This is a genomic window from Thermoanaerobacter sp. CM-CNRG TB177, assembly GCF_018588165.1.
GTDB classification, from domain to species: Bacteria; Bacillota; Thermoanaerobacteria; order Thermoanaerobacterales; family Thermoanaerobacteraceae; genus Thermoanaerobacter; species Thermoanaerobacter thermocopriae.
In genome coordinates this window covers 1-17,404 of record NZ_JAFCAC010000083.1, presented here as the reverse complement: position 1 = coordinate 17,404, position 17,404 = coordinate 1, and the positions used below count along the sequence as shown (strand labels likewise).

The window sequence follows — 17,404 nt, the reverse complement described above, 5'->3', positions numbered from 1 at the left end:
ATTGATTAAGGAATTGGCTATCAATATTGAGGATATAGATCAAGCTGCCAATTTATTTGGGAACTTTGATGAAAATATTAAGTTAATAGAAGAGGGATTGGACGTCAAGATAGTGTTAAGAGGAGGAACTATTAAGATAACGGGGGAAGAAAAAAACGTGGAGTCTGCGAATAAACTTTTTAACAAGTTGATGGGCATGATTGAAAAAGGAGATGTGATTACTACTCAAAATGTTTTATACACTATGAATATGATTGAGGCAGGAGAAGAAGAAAAACTAAAATCTTTAATGTCTGATATTGTTTGTATAACAGCAAGAGGCAAACAGATACGGTGCAAAACTTATGGGCAAATGAAGTATGTAGAAGCTATGAGAAAAAATCAGATTGTATTTGGAATAGGACCTGCCGGTACAGGCAAGACCTATTTGGCTATGGCAATGGCTATTACAGCCATGAAAAACAAAGAAGTAGGCCGTATAATTTTAACAAGGCCGGCTGTTGAAGCAGGAGAAAAGTTAGGTTTTCTGCCAGGAGATTTGCAAGAAAAAGTTGACCCTTATTTAAGACCTTTATACGATGCTCTTTACGACATTTTAGGAGCAGAGGTTTTCCAAAAGTACATGGAGAAAGGCTTAATTGAGGTAGCACCACTAGCTTATATGAGAGGTAGAACTTTAGACGATTCTTTTATAATACTCGATGAGGCTCAAAATACCACTCCCGAACAGATGAAAATGTTTTTGACACGTATAGGCTTTGGCTCTAAAGCTGTTATAACTGGTGACGTAACTCAAATAGATTTGCCACGAGGGAAAAAATCTGGCTTGAAAGAGGTTATGGAAATATTAAAAGGAATAGAAGGCATAGAGTTTGTAATGCTTTCTGAAGAAGATGTGATAAGACATCCTCTTGTAGCTAAAATTATAAAAGCTTATGAAATTTATGAGAAGAATAAGGAGGAAAACAAATCAGAAATCCCGGAGCGAGGGGAATAATTTATGAAAAAATTGGACAAACATATAAAAAATATAATTAAAAATGAGCGATTAATAATCATTTTTTTTGCTGTTTTTTATTTTATTTTCTCTTATGCCTTAGTTTATACTAGTGTAACGCCTCCTAAATTTGACCTTAAGGCAGGGGATGTAGCAACCCAAGATATAAAGGCACCTAAAGATGTAGTGGATATAATAGCTACTCAAAAAAAGATACAAGAAGCAGTAAATGCGGTAAATCCTAAATATGATTACAATGAAAATATTGCAAAAGAATCTTATAGTAAGCTAGTTGATTTTTTCAATAAATTGAGAGAAATACGCAAATCTCAAGAAGCAGAAGAAAAAAAGTTGCAAGACTTTAAAGCTATAAGTCCAATTGGTTTGGAAGAGGATGATATAACTTTGCTTTTAGAAATAGATGATAATACTCTTATAAACATGGAATCGGTTGTGTTGTCGACTGAAAAAGCGATTATGGCAAGGCAGATTACGGAAGATACTTTACCTACTGTTTTAGAAGATGTTGAAAGTGTTGTAGAAAGTTCTGATATTTCTGCAGAAGTAAAACCAGTAGCAATTAAGGTTTTATCTTCTGTTATTGTTCCTAATATGATATACAATGCCTATGAGACAAACCTTGCTAAAAAAGAAGCAGAAGAAAAAGTACAGCCAGTTATGTATAAAAAAGGGCAAAACATTGTGGTCAGTGGAGAGGTAGTGACACAACAACAAATCGAAGTTTTAAAATCCTTGGGCCTTTTAAAGAGTAGTAGTAAAATTGATTATGGAATGATAATAGGTTTGCTTTTGATATTAGGCTTGTCACTGTTTCTATCAATGTATTATATTATAAAATTGGACAAAAAGATTACTACCAAAAAAATCTACATGGAATTGTTGTGTTTAACAGGTATTTTTTATCTTTTATTGGCTGTTGCCTTTAAAGGGATTGAGCCTCTTTTAATTCCTTCTGCTACTTTGCCTATGCTAATTTCTGTTTTAATAGATCCTTATATTGCTATTATGATTGACATAATTTATTCTCTTTTAGTAGGCTTAATGGTGGGTTTTAACCAAGAATTTATTTTTATGTCATTGCTGGGAGGATTGATTGGTGCAGTAAAACTTTCTCATTCTAAGCAACGTTTAGATTTTGTAAAAGCGGGTCTTTACGTCAGTGGGGTAAATCTTGTAAGTATTGTAGGAATAGGGCTTTTAAATAGCAATGATATAATTTCTGTATTAAAAAGCAGTTTATGGGGAATTGTCAGTGGAACCTTTAGTATAATTTTGGTTATTGGTACTTTGCCTTTTTGGGAAACAGCTTTTGATATCTTAACTCCTTTAAAACTTTTAGAGCTGTCAAATCCAAATAATCCGCTTCTTAAAAAACTTATAATGGATGCTCCTGGGACTTATCACCACAGCATGGTAGTAGCAAATTTCGCAGAAGCTGCTTCTGATGCTATTGGAGCGAACAGTTTGTTAGTTAGAGTGGGGGCTTATTACCATGATATAGGTAAAATTAAAAGACCTTATTTTTTCAAAGAGAACCAGCTTTCAGGAGAAAATTTGCATGACAAAATTTCTCCTGATTTAAGTACATTAGTAATAATTTCCCATGTAAAAGATGGGGTGGAATTAGCTAAAAAGTATAAACTTCCTCAACAAGTCATTGATTTGATAAAAGAACACCATGGTACTTCCTTAGTGAAATACTTTTATACTAAGGCTTTACAAAATGAAGAGGAATCTTGCGAAGAAGAATCCTTTAGATATCCAGGTCCAAAACCTTCTACCAAAGAGTCTGCCATTTTGATGTTGGCAGATTCTGTAGAAGCAGCTGTGAGGTCTATTCCTGAACCTACTGAGGAAAATATAAAGAATATGATTGAAAAAATCATGGTAGATAGATTAAATGATGGTCAGTTGGAAGATAGCGATTTAACTTTAAAAGATATTAAAACTATAAAAAATTCTTTTTTGACTGCTTTAACTGGTATGTTTCATAAAAGAATTGAGTATCCTGATATTGAACCAAATCAAAATAAAGAGGTGTTAGAATGAACATTTTGATAGATAACAGACAAAATAAAGTTGATGCAGCAAATTTGGAAGAATTAGTTGAAAAAGTCATAAAAACAGTATTAGAAGTAGAAGAGGTTATTGATAATGTTGAAGTAAGTGTGTCCTTTGTGGATAATGAGGAAATTAGAAAATTAAATAAATATTATAGGGGCATAGATAAGCCGACAGATGTTTTGTCATTTCCTTTAGCAGAGTTTGAAGAGACTTATGGGGAAGTTGAGAAAATAGAGGAAGATTCAGAAGGGGTACAGCCAATAGGAGATATAGTTATTTCTTTAGAAAAAGCATTAGAGCAGTCAATAGAATATGGACATTCCTTTGAAAGAGAAGTAGCTTATTTAACAGCTCACAGCATGTTGCATATTTTGGGTTATGACCATGAAACTGAAGAAGAAAGAAAAATTATGAGGGAAAAAGAAGAGGAAGTTATGGCGAGGCTTAATATTGGGCGGTGATTTTGTGAAATCGAGAAATTTAATTGACAGTTTTAATTATGCGATAGAGGGTATTTTACATGCTTTTAAGACCCAAAGAAACATGAAGGTTCACTTTGCCATAGCGATATTGGTATTATTCTTTTGCCTTTTTTTTGACCTTTCAAGAGTAGAATTTGTGGTAATTTTATTTACAATTTCTTTAGTTTTAATTTCTGAAATGATAAATACGGCTATTGAAACCACAATTGACATGATGGTTAAAAATTATAATCCTTTGGCTAAGGTTGCGAAAAATGTAGCTGCAGGAGCAGTCCTTATATCTGCGATAAATGCCGTTCTTGTAGCTTATTTAATATTTTTTGATAGAGTAAATCCTTGGACAAAAATAATTTTATTAAAGCTTAGAGAGTCACCCATTCATATCACAGTTATAAGTCTTTTAGTTGTAGTGTTTTTGACTGTAATTTTAAAGGTACATTTTAAAGAAGGAACTCCTATGAGGGGAGGAATGCCCAGCGCTCATAGTGCTATTGCTTTTGCTACTGCGACAGCTATAACTTTTATGACAGCAAATGCTTTTATTGCCACTTTAGGTTTTTTACTTGCTCTTATGGTGGCTGAAAGCAGAGTAGAAGGTAAAATCCACTCTTTTTCTCAGGTATTTTTGGGAGGTTTATTTGGGATATTGATTACAGTGTTGATTTTTCAAATAATTAAATAAGGAGTGATGATATGGGCCATAAAGCTGGTTTTGTAGCATTAGTTGGTAGAACTAATGTAGGTAAATCTACTCTTTTAAATGCAATTTTACAAGAGAAGATTGCTATTACTTCTCCAAAACCCCAAACTACTCGAAATACCATTCGTGGGATTTTGACAACAGATGAATACCAGGTTATTTTTGTTGACACTCCTGGCATTCATAAACCTAAATCTAAATTAAGCGAATTTATGATTGAGGTAGCTAAAAGAACATTGAAGGAAGTTGACCTTATTTTGTATATGATAGAACCAGATACGGAAGTAGGACCTGGAGATAGATACATAATTGAGCATTTAAAAGAAGTAGATACACCTGTCATACTTGTAGTCAACAAAATAGATTTGGTGCCTGAAGAAAGAGTAGAAGAGACTATAAAAATTTTTAAAGAGCAATATGAGTTTAAAGATGTAGTGGCTATTTCTGCTATTGAAAATAAAAATATAGACTTGTTAAAAGAAAAAATTGTATCACTTTTGCCAGAAGGTCCTAAATATTATTTAGAGGATTATATAACAGATCAGCCCGAAAAATTAATAGTGGCAGAAATAATTCGAGAGAAGATGTTACACTTTGTAGAGGAAGAAGTACCTCACGGTGTTTATGTGGAAGTAGAATCTATTAAAGAGAGGGAAGATAAAGATATAATAGACATTGAAGCATATATTTATTGTGAGAAAGAGTCTCACAAAGGAATTATTATAGGCAAAAATGGGCAAATGCTAAAAAAGATAGGTCAAAGTGCGCGACTGGATTTAGAAGAATTTTATGGAAAACAGGTTTTTCTTGACCTATGGGTAAAGACGAGGAAGGGGTGGAGAGACAATACAACGTTACTTAAAAAATTAGGATATGCCATTGACAAGAAAACTTACGAATAGTAAAGTATTTAGTGAAAACAAAAGGAGGTTATATTATGAACATAGCAAAAATGATTGACCACACTCTACTGAAGCCAAATGCGACAAAAAGTGAGATAGAAAAGCTTTGTAATGAGGCGAAAGAGTATGGGTTTGCTTCTGTCTGCATAAACCCCTGCTTTGTAGACCTTGCCTATAACATGTTGAAGGATACAGATGTGAAAGTTTGCACAGTGATAGGTTTTCCATTAGGTGCAAATACTATCGAAAATAAAGTTTTTGAGGCGGTGGATGCAGTAAAAAGGGGCGCTACAGAAATAGATATAGTACTGAATGTAAGTATGCTAAAAAGTGGAGATTATGATTATGTGAAAAAAGAAATTGAAGAAGTTGTAAAAGCGGTGAAATCTCACGGAGATATAGTTGTAAAAGTAATTTTAGAAACCTGTTATCTCACTGATGAAGAAAAGGTAAAAGCGTGTCAGCTCACAAGAGAAGCAGGTGCTGATTTTGTTAAAACTTCTACTGGTTTTGGGCCAGGTGGAGCTACTGTAGAGGACGTAAAATTAATGAGGCAGACAGTTGGTGAAAACTTTGGTGTTAAGGCTTCTGGCGGTGTAAGAACTGCTGAAGATGCTAAGGCGATGATTGAAGCAGGAGCTAATCGGATTGGGGCAAGTGCAGGTGTTAAAATTGTGGAGGAATGGAATAAACTGAAAATGAGTTGATAAAAAATGCGCTTGTTAAAAACAGAAGCAATAGTATTAAAAAACAATTTAATAGGAGAAACAGATAAAATAGCCACCCTTTTTACTAAAAGCTATGGTAAACTTCAGGCAGTGGCAAAAGGGGCAAGGCGCTCAAAGAGCCGCTTTGTGAATGCAATAAGGCCTTTTGTTGTTGCCAATTATGTTATTTTTGAGGGGCAAAATTATTACTATATTGACCAATGGGACTTAATCGAAGCTCATAAAAATATAGAAAAAGACTTAGTTAAATTTTCTGTAGCTTCGTATATTGCCGAAACTATAAACAAAATTTTAGAGGAAAATCAAAAAAGCGAGAGGCTGTATCTGTTTTTAAAACATTCTTTAAAGGCAGTTGATGAGCTACAAATAGACCCTTTAATTTTTATTTCTTCTTATAACTTAAAATTAGTTTCTTTATTGGGATATATGCCTCAACTTGATAATTGTGTTGTGTGTGGAAAAGGAGAGAATTTAAAATATTTTTCTAATTCCTGCGGGGGTGCAGTGTGTATAAACTGCAAAAATAAATGTTTTGACGCCAAGCCATTACATGGAGTAACATTAAAAGCTATAAAGTATTTTCTTAAAAGAGATTATGACAAGCTTCAAAATATTAAAGTTTCAGGAGTTATAAAAGAAGAAGTGGATAAAATAATAACAGTCTATATGAAAGAACATCTTGAAATAGAGTTTAAATCAAAAGATTTTATTAACAAGTTACAAAATATGTGAAAGGAGGGTTTAACGTGTTAGATGAAGAATTAGAAAAAATAGATATGATAGTAGAGAGAATGGGAGTAAGTTATAAAGAAGCAAAAGAAGCATTAGAAAAGTCAGGTGGCAGTGTTGTAGACGCATTGATATATATAGAAGAGAATAGAAAAAGTTGGACTGAGACTTTTACAGTCGCAGGTTCAGAAGTTATGGACAAAATAAAAGAATTAATTAAAAAAGGTAATGTTACAAAAATAAGAATAAAAAAAGACGACAAAGTTCTTTTGGAGATTCCTGTAACTGCAGGTGCTATTTCTGCAGTTATCATTCCTCAGTTGACGTTAGTGGGAGCGGCAGTAGCGCTTTTAGCTAATTGCACAATTGAAGTTGAAAAACATGATAAAAGCGTAACCGTATTAAAAGAAGAAAAGAAAAAAGATTGACAGAAACTTGTCTCTTTGGTATTCTTAAATAAGTAACGTCAAAAACCTTTCTTCCCAAAAGGGATGAAGGGTTTTTGTATAATTGCGAGAGAAAAAGGAGTGTTATTAAATGTCACAAGCAGTCACAATGGATAAAATAGTTGCCCTTGCAAAAAACAGAGGATTTGTTTTTCCAGGGTCTGAAATATACGGAGGACTTGCTAATACTTGGGATTATGGACCTCTGGGAGTAGAACTTAAAAACAATATTAAGAGGATGTGGTGGAAAAAATTTATTCAACAAAGTCCCTATAACGTAGGAATTGATACTGCAATTTTGATGAATCCAGAAGTGTGGGTTGCATCAGGTCATGTTAGCAGTTTTAGCGATCCTTTGATGGACTGTAAAGAGTGCAAATCAAGATTTAGAGCTGACCAATTGATTGAAGATTACATTAAAGAAAAGGAATTAAATATTTCTATTGAAGGTTGGACAAATGAACAAATGATGGAATTTATAAAAGAGCATAAAGTGCCCTGTCCAAAATGTGGTGCCCATAATTTTACTGATATTAGGAAGTTTAATCTCATGTTTAAAACCTATCAAGGTGTTACAGAAGATTCTAAATCAGAAGTGTATTTGCGGCCTGAAACCGCACAAGGAATTTTTGTGAACTTTAAAAATGTTCAAAGGACAACTCGTAAGAAAATGCCTTTTGGAATAGGACAAATTGGTAAATCTTTTAGAAATGAAATTACTCCCGGTAATTTCATATTCAGAACAAGAGAATTTGAGCAAATGGAATTGGAATTTTTCTGCAAACCGGGAGAAGATATGGAATGGTTTAGTTACTGGAGAAAATATTGCATGGATTGGCTTTTAGAATTCGGCTTAAAAGAAGAAAATTTAAGATTTAGAGACCATAAAAAAGAAGAATTATCTCACTATAGTACTGCTACCACAGACATAGAATATAATTTTCCCTTTGGATGGGGAGAGTTGTGGGGAATAGCTAATAGAACAGATTTTGATTTAAGGCAACATATGGAACATTCGGAAGTTGACCTGTCTTATATGGACCCTGTAACAGGAGAAAAGTACATACCATATTGCATTGAGCCTTCTGTTGGGGTAGATAGGTTAATGTTGGCATTTTTAATAGATGCGTATGAAGAAGAAGAATTAGAAGATGGAGAAACTAGAGTGGTTTTAAGGATTCATCCTGCTCTTGCTCCCATTAAGGCAGCAGTGCTTCCGTTATCCAAGAAATTATCAGAAAATGCTTATAAGCTCTATGACCAGTTGAGAAATAAATTTGTAGTAGATTACGATGAGACAGGAAGCATAGGTAAAAGGTATAGAAGACAGGATGAGATAGGCACGCCTTTCTGTATTACTTATGACTTTGATTCGGAAAATGACCACTGTGTAACCATAAGAGATAGAGATACTATGCAACAAGTGAGAATAAAAATTGAAGAAGTAGAGAAATATCTTGAAGAAAGGTTAAATTTTTAAGGGAATCAGGCTTTCTAACTGATTTCCTTGATTTTTTATGTTGCAATAATTTGTGATATAATAGAAGGAAACGAAAAAGAAAGTTGGTTATCTTATAAACTTGTGATATAATTATACTAAAGTGATAAACCGATAGAAAACGTTTATGAAACGACAGAGGAAAGTATAAATTGCCAAAAACTTTAAAGGGGTGATAAAGATTCAACTGACAAACCGCCAGCATATAATTATTGACATTGTGAAGAAACATCAACCCATTACAGGGGAACAAATAGCTGAGAAATTAAATGTCACAAGAGCGACTTTAAGACCGGATTTGGCAATTTTAACTATGTCTGGGATTTTAGAGGCGAGGCCAAAAGTGGGATATTTTTATACAGGAAAATCACCCCTCAGTTTAGTAGAAGATTATATAAAGAGCATAAAAGTAAAAGATATCAAGTCTTTACCTGTAGTGGTAGAGGAAAGTACATCAGTGTATGATGCCATTGTAACACTTTTTTTAAAGGACGTCGGGACAATTTTTGTACAGGATGGAGGATTTTTAACGGGCGCTGTTTCAAGAAAAGACTTTTTAAAAATCGCAATAGGCAACACTGATATTTATAAGGTCCCGGTGGGAATAATTATGACCCGTATGCCTAACATAGTTACAACTTATGATGATGAGCCTGTGTATAATGCTGCTGTTAAAATTATAGAGCACGAAGTAGACAGTCTTCCTGTAGTTGAACCTGTAGTGGGAAGTGATGGAAAACAAGGATACAAAGTGACAGGAAGAATTTCGAAAACTAATATAACTAAATTGTTTGTAAAGCTTGGGGAAGGTTAGGGGGATTTCTTGAATGGAAGAAGGAGTATCAATTTACTTGGTTTCAGATTCTAATGTAGATACAGCAGAAAACATTGCGAGTATTGCTGCTGCTCACTTTGATACTTTTATAGAAAAAATAAAAAAATATCCGTATGTAGGTGATAAAAATCAAATAGAAGAAATTATTATGGAAGCAGCTAATGATGCAAATAGCATAATAATCCATACTATGGTGGTCCCGGAATTAAAAGATTATCTTCTTAAAAAAGCACAGAAATTTGGCATAAAAATAGTAGATATAATGGGACCAGTGATAAATGCTATTGAAGATAGTACTGGTATATCCCCCCATACCAATTTAGCAAAAAATAATAAAGAAGATTATTTGAAAAAAATCGAAGTAATAGAATTTGCCGTAAAATATGATGATGGTAAAGATGCAATGGGTATACTATTGGCAGATGTAGTTGTTATAGGGGTTTCTAGAACATCCAAAACACCTTTGTGCATGTACCTGGCTCATAAATACATAAAAGCTGCTAATTTACCTTTAGTGCCAGAAATTGAACCACCTCAAGAATTATTTGAAATCAACTCTAAAAAAATATTTGGGTTGACTATAGACCCTGAAGTTTTGGTAAAAATAAGGAAAGAGAGATTAAAATCTCTTGGCCTTGATGCTAATGCTATATACGCTACTGAAGAAAGAGTTAAAAAAGAGATAAAATATGCTGAGGAGGTGATGAAAAGATTAGGGTGTACTGTAATCGATGTTACAAATAAAGCTGTAGAAGAAACAGCTAATGTTATATTAAACGTATTAAAAGGAGGAGAGATTTCATGAGTAAAAAGTATGTGTATTTATTTAGTGAAGGCGATGCTTCAATGAGAGACCTCTTAGGAGGAAAAGGCGCAAATCTTGCTGAAATGACGAAGTTGGGTTTACCTGTTCCCCAAGGATTTACAGTCACCACTGAGGCTTGTACAAGGTACTATCAAGATGGTAAGACTATAGCTCCAGAAATTGTTGAACAAATCTATGAATATATGGCTAAATTAGAAGAAATTACAGGTAAAAAATTTGGAGACCCAACAAATCCTTTATTAGTATCTGTAAGGTCTGGCGCGAGAGTTTCAATGCCAGGTATGATGGATACTATTTTAAACCTTGGTTTAAACGACGAGACAGTAGAAGGCCTTGCTAAAGCTACAAACAATGAAAGATTTGCCTATGACAGCTATAGAAGATTTATTCAAATGTTCTCAGATGTTGTAATGGGAATTGACAAGAATAAATTTGAAGCTATTTTAGATGAAGTAAAAGAGGAAAATGGTGCAAAATTTGATACAGATTTAACAGCTGAAAACCTCAAAGAGGTAGTAAAAAGATTTAAAGAACTTTATAAGAAAGAAATGGGAGTAGACTTCCCACAAGATCCAAAAGAACAACTTCTAGAAGCTGTAAAAGCGGTATTTAGGTCTTGGGATAATCCAAGGGCTATAGTGTACAGAAGACTTAACGACATACCAAGTGATTGGGGTACAGCAGTAAATGTTCAATCAATGGTATTTGGCAACATGGGCAATGATTCAGGTACAGGTGTTGCTTTCACTAGAAATCCTGCAACTGGTGAAAAAGCTTTATTTGGCGAATTCTTGATGAATGCTCAAGGTGAAGATGTTGTTGCAGGTATTAGAACGCCTCAGCCAATTTCAAGTTTGAAGGAGACTATGCCAGAAGTTTATAACCAATTCGTAGAAATTGCTGAGAAATTGGAGAAACACTACAAAGACATGCAGGATATAGAGTTTACTATTGAAAGAGGTAAACTCTACATGCTACAGACAAGAAACGGAAAGAGAACTGCTCAAGCAGCTTTGAAAGTAGCTGTAGACTTAGTGGCTGAAGGCTTAATAGATGAAAAGACAGCAGTCTTAAGAGTAGACCCGAAACAGTTAGACCAGTTATTGCATCCAACCTTTGAGCCAAATGCGTTGAAAGCTGCTAAGCCTGTTGCAAAAGGTTTACCCGCTTCTCCTGGTGCTGCATCAGGAAAAGTATACTTTACTGCTGATGAGGCAATAGAAGCTGCAAAATCAAGGGGAGAAAAAGTAATTCTTGTAAGAACAGAGACATCTCCAGACGACATTGAAGGTATGTCTGTAGCACAAGGAATACTTACAACTCGTGGCGGTATGACATCTCATGCAGCTGTTGTGGCAAGAGGTATGGGTACAGCTTGCGTAGTAGGTTGTGGCGATGCAAAGATAGACGAGCAAGCAAAAGTAATGAGAATTGGCGATATAGAAGTTCATGAGGGAGACTACATATCTATAGATGGTAGCACAGGTAATGTGTACATTGGTGAAATAAAGACTGTTACACCTGAGTTAACTGGAGATTTTGCAACTCTCATGAGCTGGGCAGATAAATATAGAAAATTAAAAGTAAAAACTAATGCAGATATACCAAGAGATGCAAAAGTTGCAGTTCAGTTTGGTGCTGAAGGAATAGGCCTTTGCAGGACAGAGCATATGTTCTTTGACGAAGATAGAATTCCTGCTATGAGAGAAATGATTGTCTCAAAGACAGAAGAACAAAGAAGAAAAGCTTTAGAAAAACTATTGCCTATGCAAAGGTCAGACTTTGAAGGTTTGTTTGAAGTTATGGGTGAATTCCCTGTTACTATACGCCTTTTAGATCCACCACTGCATGAATTCTTACCTCATACAGATGAAGAAATTAAAGAACTTGCAGAAAACATGGGTATAACTTTTGAAGAGCTAAAAGCAACAGTAGAAAGCTTAAAAGAGTTTAACCCAATGTTAGGTCATAGAGGCTGTAGATTAGCTATAACCTATCCAGAAATTGCTGAAATGCAGACAAGAGCTATTATAGAAGCTGCTATAAACGTAAAGAAGAAAACAGGCAAAGACGTAAAACCACAGATTATGATACCACTTGTAGGTGAACTTAAAGAGCTTAAATACCTCAAAGACATAATAGTAAAAGTAGCTGACGAAGTTATAAAAGAAAACAATGTTGAGATAAAATACCTTGTAGGAACAATGATAGAGGTACCAAGAGCAGCTCTTACAGCTGACCAAATAGCCAAAGAAGCTGAGTTCTTCTCCTTTGGTACTAATGACTTAACTCAGATGACTTTTGGCTTTTCAAGAGATGACGCTGGCAAGTTCCTTGAAACCTACTATGAAAAGAAAATATATGAATTTGATCCATTTGCTAAGCTTGACCAAGAAGGCGTTGGCAAGTTAGTAGAAATGGGTACTAAACTTGGAAAGCAAACAAGACCTGACCTTGAAGTAGGTATATGTGGCGAGCACGGTGGGGACCCATCTTCTATTGAGTTCTGCCACAAAGTAGGTCTTGATTATGTCTCTGCTTCACCTTACAGAGTACCTATTGCAAGACTGGCTGCTGCTCAGGCGGCAATAAAATACGATAATAAATAATTAATTTCAAAGGCAGCAAATCAAAATTTGCTGCCTTTGAGCATTGTTTAAGGTTATTGTTTTTTGACCATTCATGTTATAATATTAAGTAAAATTGGTAACTTTAATAGTAGGAGGAGAGTTAAATGGATAGAAACACGGCCTTAGCGCTTGTCAAAGAATATGTATCAGATGAGACTTTAATAAATCACATGATAGCTACAGGTGCTATAATGGGAGGTTTAGCTGAAAGATTAGGACAAGATGTTGAAAGATGGGTAGTTACAGGGATATTACATGACATAGACTACCAAGAAACTAAGGATAATCCAGAGTTGCACAGTATAAGAGGTGGAGAAATTTTAACAGAGCATGGTCTTGATGAGGAAATAGTACATGCAGTAATGGCCCATAATGAAATTCATGGCATTGAGAGGATAACTCTTCTTGACAAAGCCCTTTTTGCAGTAGATCCTTTATCGGGTTTAATTACTGCAACAGCTTATGTGATGCCTTCTAAAAAATTAGAAGAGGTTCAGCTAAAATCATTAAAGAAAAAGTTTAAAGATAAGACTTTTGCTAAAGGAGCAAATCGTGACCAAATCAAAACTTGTGAAGAATTTGGAATTTCTTTAGACGAATTTTTAGAGATTGCCCTTAATGAAATGAAAAAAATCGCACCGAAGATAGGATTGTGAGGAATGGGAATGAATGTGAAGGAAAAACTTTTAGAATTAATGAATGAAGGAGATTATAAGCCTTCCAAAATAGAGGAAATAATGAAAATATTAGGGATAGACTATAGTCAAAAAAGCATTTTAGAAAAAATATTAAAAGAGATGGAAAAAGAAGGCCTTGTTTTTAAAACAAAACGAGGTAAATATGCTCTTCCTGAAAGATTAGATTTGGTCAAAGGCAAGATTGAATTTCATTCAAGAGGCTATGGCTTTTTAATTCCCGAAGATAGCAATATAAAGGACATATTCATACCTGTAAGCGGCATGAACGGTGCAATGCATGATGACACTGTTTTGGTAAGAGTTACAAAAAGGGTGGATGGAAAGAGTGAAGAGGGAGAAGTTGTAAAAATTCTCAAAAGGGCAAATACAACTATTGTTGGAACTTACGAAAAAAGTAAAAATTTTGGCTTTGTAGTGCCAGACAACAAAAAGATCCATCAAGATATATTTATCCCTAAAGGAGAAGATAAAAACGCAAAAACTGGTATGAAAGTTGTAGTTAGAATTACTAAATGGCCTGAAGGAAGGCGAAGCCCTGAAGGGGAGATTATAGAAGTATTAGGGTATAAAGGTGACCCTGGCATAGATGTAATGTCCATTATAAGGGAATATGATATTCCTGAAGTTTTTCCTAAAGAGGTTTTAAAGGAAACAGAAGATATATCTACAGAAATTCCTGAAGAAGAAAAAAAGAGAAGAGTTGATTTGACTAACTTAAACTTTGTCACAATTGATGGAGAAGATGCAAAAGATTTAGACGACGCAGTATGTGTACAAAAACTTTCAGAGGAAAATTACCTTTTATATGTGAGTATTGCAGATGTGAGCCACTACGTAAAAGAAGGTTCTCATTTAGATAAAGAAGCATTAAAGAGAGGATGTAGTGTATATTTCATTGATAGAGTAATACCAATGTTACCTCCTAAGTTATCTAATGGTATTTGCAGTTTAAATCCGCAGGAAGAAAGACTGACTCTCACTGTTAAAATGAAAATAAACTCTCAAGGAGAAGTTGTAGACCATGAAATTTTTGAAAGCATTATAAAGAGCAAAGAGAGAATGACATATACGAATGTTTACAAACTCTTAGAAGAAAATGATGAAGAATTAAAAAAGAGGTATCAGTATCTATTGGAAGATTTTAAACTAATGAAAGAGCTAGCTCTTGTTTTGCTAGAGAAGAGGAAAAGAAGAGGCAGTGTAGATTTTGATTTTCCTGAAGCTAATGTAATAGTAGACGAGAAAGGTAAGCCAATAGATATTGTAAAAGTTGAAAGAAATATAGCTCACAGGATAATTGAAGAATTTATGTTAGCAGCTAATGAAACGGTAGCGGAGCACATGCATTGGGTAAATATACCTTTTGTTTATAGAATTCATGAACATCCGGATATAGAAAAGCTGATTGCTTTTAATAAGTTTATTCACAATTTGGGGTATCATATAAAAGGAATTGAAGGAGGACAAATACATCCGAAGTCTTTGCAAGAATTAATAAGACAAGTGAGAGGAAAGAGTGAGCAAAGAGTTGTAGAAACTTTGCTTTTAAGGTCTTTAAAAAGAGCAAGATACAGTCCAGAAGACATTGGCCATTATGCTTTGGCGACCCAATATTATACTCACTTTACTTCTCCTATAAGGAGATATCCTGACCTTATAATTCACAGGATAATCAAAGAATACATAAATGGAAAATTAACAGAAAAAAGACAACGTCATTACAACAGAATCTTAAATGACATTGCTTTAAAATCTTCTGAGAGAGAAAGAGCAGCAGAAGCTGCAGAGAGAGAAATAGAAGAATTAAAGAAAGTAGAGTACATGGCAGATAGAATAGGGAATGTTTATAAAGGGATAATTTCCAACGTGACAAATTACGGATTTTTTGTAGAGCTTGACAATACTGTGGAAGGGTTAGTAGATGTTGCTTCATTGGAGGATGACTATTACCATTTTGATCCAGAAAGATATGTTTTAATTGGTGAAAAGAGCAAAAAAGTTTACTCTATAGGTAAAGAGGTTTATGTAAAAGTTGTTGATGTAGATGTGGATAGGAGAGAAATAGACTTTGTTTTAGCAGAAGAGGAAAAAGATAACTTAGAGATTGGCTTAGCGGAGCATAAAAGCGCAGAAACATATATTGACACTATTTAAAAATGTGTTATAATATAAAGAGCGATGATGGTGCCCTATTTGTGACACACAAGTAGGGCAATTTTCTCCTAAAGAGGGTGTTAAAAGTTTGGCGAAGGAAGAAATTAAAATAATCGCTCAAAACAAAAAAGCTTACCATGATTACTTCATTGAAGAAACTTATGAAGCAGGAATAGTGCTTAGTGGAACTGAAGTTAAATCTATTAGGATGGGGAAAGTCAATTTAAAAGATAGCTTTGCAAGAGTTGAAAACAACGAAGTTTATCTTTATAATATGCATATAAGTCCTTATGAAAAAGGCAATATATTTAATAAAGACCCCTTAAGGACTAGAAAATTACTTCTCAATAGACATGAGATTAATAAACTAATTGGTTATGTGACAAGGAAGGGTTACACTTTAATTCCTACAAAGCTTTATTTAAAGCGAGGCCTTGTCAAAGTCGAATTAGCTGTAGCGAGAGGTAAAAAACTCTACGATAAGAGAGAAGATATTGCGAGAAGAGATGCAAAAAGAGAATTAGAAAAGCACTTTAAAGAAAAACAATTAGGCATATAACATGGGGGTGTACTGGTTTCGACGGGGGCAGTCGAGGTAAAAGTAGCGAGCCGAGTTGTCCGCCAGCTCGTAAAAATGGTGGAGTAAAAATAAACGCAGACAGAGAATTAGCTTACGCTGCCTAATTTAAGGTAGCCGTCCAACCTGAAATGCCCACGTTTCAGGATTGGGCGTCAAAAGAGTGGGGAACTGGTTTTGCTCAGGCTTCGGGGCAAAACCGGAACTTATGAAGCTACCGAGGCGGTTATCCTGTCGCTGGGAGAACCGCTGAGGGAAAATTAAAACAGCGACTGCGCTCGGAGAAGCTTTTACTGTGACGCCTTCGGACCGGGGTTCGACTCCCCGCACCTCCACCAAAAATAAATATGGGGCTGTAGCTCAGTTGGGAGAGCGCCACAATGGCATTGTGGAAGTCGTGGGTTCAAGTCCCATCAGCTCCACCAGAAAAATCAAGGGTTCTAGGTATCCGGCAAGGTACCAGAACCCTTTTTTGGTGCCCAATTAGTGCCTGTATGGAGGTGTCAAGATTATGATAGACCTGGGAAAGGCCAGACTACGTTTTGAAGAACTAGGGCTTCTGAGCGCAGATTCTTTACTTGATTCACTCCTTGAAAGAGTGCAACTTTAGTTGGTGTAATTCCATTTGAAAATCCTCCTGTGTGGATAAGTTAACGGACCTAATATAAGCGATACTCAGCAGATGTTAGTACATGCTGCGATGTATACGAAACTTAACTAGTTACAATTGTGGTGGTAGGTAAAGTAATATGGCTAAAAGTATCAAGGTTGCTAACAGAATTAATATTTCTGACATAAGCTTTTTCAAAATCTAGGGCCTTAAAACTAAATTTATCTTTCTGATTCAATCCTTAATCTATAGACAGCCTTTTATATCATGTAAAAAATGAACATATTTATATTCACATTCAAATAAAGTTTGAATTTTCAGACAATTTATTTTAAACAGCCCTTTTTCAGTCCTATAATAGTTAATTTTACTGGCCCTGAAACTATTATCCCTTAGTTCATTGCTAAAAGCTTCTAAATCGTAATAAAATCCATCCATTTTTTAACACACCACCCAGAATCAATTCGGGTTGAAATTGTTTAACTTACCATATATTATATAGGTAAG

Annotated in this window: 15 protein-coding genes, 1 tRNA gene, 1 other RNA gene and 1 pseudogene; 17 read left to right on the top strand and 1 reads right to left on the bottom strand. The window is 34.7% G+C overall.

Features of this window, described 5'->3' with window-relative positions:
• The first annotated feature begins 1 nt into the window (after position 1).
• The 17 genes from I4N53_RS10240 (at position 2) to I4N53_RS10160 (ending at position 16,712) form a co-directional block, all read left to right on the top strand.
• On the top strand, positions 2-997 hold the full coding sequence (locus I4N53_RS10240) for a PhoH family protein (protein ID WP_013150170.1): 996 nt from the start codon (positions 2-4) through the stop codon (positions 995-997).
• A gap of 3 nt (positions 998-1,000) precedes the next feature.
• Positions 1,001-3,067 (top strand): HD family phosphohydrolase, encoded by a 2,067-nt coding sequence (locus I4N53_RS10235; protein WP_214496168.1) that lies wholly within the window; start codon positions 1,001-1,003, stop codon positions 3,065-3,067.
• Positions 3,064-3,543, top strand: a complete 480-nt coding sequence (gene ybeY, locus I4N53_RS10230; RefSeq protein ID WP_029688840.1) for an rRNA maturation RNase YbeY — start codon at positions 3,064-3,066, stop codon at positions 3,541-3,543. Before I4N53_RS10235 ends, ybeY begins: the two co-directional genes overlap by 4 nt.
• A gap of 4 nt (positions 3,544-3,547) precedes the next feature.
• The gene (locus I4N53_RS10225) at positions 3,548-4,246 is read left to right on the top strand and encodes a diacylglycerol kinase (protein ID WP_029688839.1); all 699 of its coding nucleotides are present in this window, start codon (positions 3,548-3,550) and stop codon (positions 4,244-4,246) included.
• 11 nt (positions 4,247-4,257) lie between these two features.
• Positions 4,258-5,166, top strand: coding sequence for a GTPase Era (gene era, locus I4N53_RS10220; protein WP_214496167.1), 909 nt, complete (start codon positions 4,258-4,260; stop codon positions 5,164-5,166).
• A gap of 35 nt (positions 5,167-5,201) precedes the next feature.
• A complete protein-coding gene (deoC, locus tag I4N53_RS10215; RefSeq protein WP_214496166.1) occupies positions 5,202-5,873 on the top strand; it encodes a deoxyribose-phosphate aldolase in 672 nt (223 codons plus the stop codon).
• Between the two features lie 6 nt (positions 5,874-5,879).
• Entirely contained in the window at positions 5,880-6,626 is a 747-nt protein-coding gene (gene recO / locus I4N53_RS10210; protein ID WP_029688836.1) for a DNA repair protein RecO, read from the top strand.
• 14 nt (positions 6,627-6,640) lie between these two features.
• Positions 6,641-7,051: a DUF4342 domain-containing protein gene (locus I4N53_RS10205; protein ID WP_003867912.1), complete on the top strand. Its 411-nt coding sequence runs from the start codon at positions 6,641-6,643 to the stop codon at positions 7,049-7,051.
• Between the two features lie 109 nt (positions 7,052-7,160).
• Positions 7,161-8,549 carry a glycine--tRNA ligase gene (locus tag I4N53_RS10200; protein WP_029688835.1) on the top strand — a complete coding sequence of 463 codons (1,389 nt, stop codon included), beginning with the start codon at positions 7,161-7,163 and terminating at the stop codon, positions 8,547-8,549.
• 190 nt (positions 8,550-8,739) lie between these two features.
• Positions 8,740-9,381: a helix-turn-helix transcriptional regulator gene (locus I4N53_RS10195; protein ID WP_003867910.1), complete on the top strand. Its 642-nt coding sequence runs from the start codon at positions 8,740-8,742 to the stop codon at positions 9,379-9,381.
• A gap of 13 nt (positions 9,382-9,394) precedes the next feature.
• Positions 9,395-10,207 carry a pyruvate, water dikinase regulatory protein gene (locus tag I4N53_RS10190; RefSeq protein ID WP_029688832.1) on the top strand — a complete coding sequence of 271 codons (813 nt, stop codon included), beginning with the start codon at positions 9,395-9,397 and terminating at the stop codon, positions 10,205-10,207.
• Positions 10,204-12,837, top strand: coding sequence for a pyruvate, phosphate dikinase (gene ppdK, locus I4N53_RS10185; RefSeq protein WP_214496165.1), 2,634 nt, complete (start codon positions 10,204-10,206; stop codon positions 12,835-12,837). The genes I4N53_RS10190 and ppdK overlap by 4 nt, the downstream gene beginning before the upstream one ends.
• Before the next feature lie 125 nt (positions 12,838-12,962).
• Positions 12,963-13,514 carry an HD domain-containing protein gene (locus I4N53_RS10180; protein ID WP_214496164.1) on the top strand — a complete coding sequence of 184 codons (552 nt, stop codon included), beginning with the start codon at positions 12,963-12,965 and terminating at the stop codon, positions 13,512-13,514.
• Positions 13,515-13,523: 9 nt separating this feature from the next.
• Positions 13,524-15,710 (top strand): ribonuclease R, encoded by a 2,187-nt coding sequence (gene rnr, locus I4N53_RS10175; protein WP_029688829.1) that lies wholly within the window; start codon positions 13,524-13,526, stop codon positions 15,708-15,710.
• Positions 15,711-15,798: 88 nt separating this feature from the next.
• Positions 15,799-16,269: an SsrA-binding protein SmpB gene (smpB, locus tag I4N53_RS10170; protein ID WP_003867905.1), complete on the top strand. Its 471-nt coding sequence runs from the start codon at positions 15,799-15,801 to the stop codon at positions 16,267-16,269.
• A gap of 3 nt (positions 16,270-16,272) precedes the next feature.
• Positions 16,273-16,625: a transfer-messenger RNA gene (gene ssrA, locus I4N53_RS10165) on the top strand.
• Between the two features lie 11 nt (positions 16,626-16,636).
• Positions 16,637-16,712: transfer RNA gene (locus I4N53_RS10160), tRNA-Ala, on the top strand.
• A 288-nt stretch (positions 16,713-17,000) separates the two neighbouring features.
• Here I4N53_RS10160 and I4N53_RS10150 read toward each other — a convergent pair.
• Positions 17,001-17,157 (bottom strand): annotated as a pseudogene (locus I4N53_RS10150) (transposase); the annotation flags it as partial.
• Positions 17,158-17,404: the final 247 nt, after the last annotated feature.